Here is a 1,422-nt window from a genome sequence, read left to right as displayed (position 1 = left end):
CGCTAGCGTTGTAGAACGTTGATATTTGATCTTAGGCAACAGTCTTGCAGTTTGTTCCAATACTGTTTCTTTATAGAGATAATGGTCAGTAACAAGCTAGTTGTAATGACTCATCTGATGGTCAAATTTGACCCATCCGTGTTTGCGTTCTTCGTAGACTGAAAAGCTTGGTAGCGGAAAGTCTTGCTCTTTAAATAGTCCGAGCGGGACGACATAAAAATCGGCGGCGGCAACCGACTGCAATAGCATGGTAGTGCCACATTTAGGGCAAAACTGGTAGGTGACTTCATTGCCCGTGTCACTGATACGTGAAAAGGAAGTGACCTCTCCGTTGAGTGTCACTTGTTCTATGGGAAATCGAGCCTGAACCCCGAACACACTTCCGGTGCGCTTCTGACATTCATAACAATGGCATACGGAGGTGCGTTGAGGCTCGCCTCTGCAGACTAAATTGACGGCTCCACAGCGGCATTCGCAACTTCTGATATTCTTCTCTTTAATATGATTGATATCCATCCATGCTCCACTTCTGGTTAACCCTGTATTGATAATTATACTAAAGCCCTTTATGGTCTGCACAACTGGATGAAAACAAAAGAATATAATTGCTCATGAAAAAGAAAATCTTACCTATACCTCTGATTTTACTGATTCCTATTGTCATGCTGGTTGTGGTGATACTGGCGGGTATTTATCGCTTTAGCTTAAGTGACGAAGAGATCTTGGCGAAGTTTCCTTCTTCTCAAGTCAGTTATGACCCTGTTGTTGAAACCGTTTTTGATTTGAAGACGACTAACCCATGGACAATCAAAGTTCCTGAAACCAACGCCTACGCCTTTATTAATGAAGTCGATGGACCAAGATCAATCGCGTTTGGGCGGTATGACTCCGGTGTTGAGCGTGGTGTGGTCACCGTAGACACCAACAACCTTTCAAGTGTCACGTTAGGCAAGGCGAGTTTCTTTGTTGCACCTATGTGGGTATCTAACCAAGGCAGTGGCGTTTTCTATTACCTTGGCCTGTTTAAACATGACCAGCATCGAAGCCGCGTCGTGTTAGTTGACCAATTCTTTCTTGGTGACCGGGTGAGAATCCAAACTTTAGAGATTACTCAGCTGCTCGATTCACATAGCAAACTCTCTGGGGAAGGTTTTATCGGCTTTACTCGACATTCTGCGGGACAATCTTTTCCAGAATTGCAATCTGAAAAGGTGTTAATGAGTTTTTCTTTCAATATGCAATCAATTGATGGGCAGTGACATTTTTGTTAGGACAAGGAACTGTTGTTTATGTGAGCTAAATTACATATTATCTTAAGTAGATGAATGAAATTTAGACACACTTAGCTTTGTGTCTGCTTACTTTACAAATGGAGCTTGCGAATGATTAATAAACGTTTTTTTAAGACGAAAGATGAAGTTG

Annotated in this window: 2 protein-coding genes; one reads left to right on the top strand and one right to left on the bottom strand. The window is 42.3% G+C overall.

The annotated features are described in order from the left end of the window. Positions 1 to 96: 96 nt before the first annotated feature. Positions 97 to 579 (bottom strand): GFA family protein, encoded by a 483-nt coding sequence (locus tag AB4653_RS24695; RefSeq protein WP_170962705.1) that lies wholly within the window; start codon positions 577 to 579, stop codon positions 97 to 99. A gap of 32 nt (positions 580 to 611) precedes the next feature. Between AB4653_RS24695 and AB4653_RS24690 the strand changes: the two genes are divergently transcribed. Then, positions 612 to 1,259, top strand: a complete 648-nt coding sequence (locus AB4653_RS24690) for a hypothetical protein (RefSeq protein ID WP_009845721.1) — start codon at positions 612 to 614, stop codon at positions 1,257 to 1,259. Positions 1,260 to 1,422 lie beyond the last annotated feature (163 nt).

It is taken from the genome of Vibrio sp. 10N.222.48.A3 (genome assembly GCF_041475345.1).
In the GTDB taxonomy this organism is placed as follows: domain Bacteria; phylum Pseudomonadota; class Gammaproteobacteria; order Enterobacterales; family Vibrionaceae; genus Vibrio; species Vibrio tasmaniensis_A.
The sequence above is the reverse complement of the archived record's forward strand: the minus strand, read 5'-3'. Positions and strand labels throughout refer to the sequence as shown.

Coding starts and splice junctions, on each gene's coding strand:
- AB4653_RS24690 (WP_009845721.1), top strand. CDS start 612: ATGAAAAAGAAAATCTTACCTATACCTCTGATTTTACTGATTCCTATT.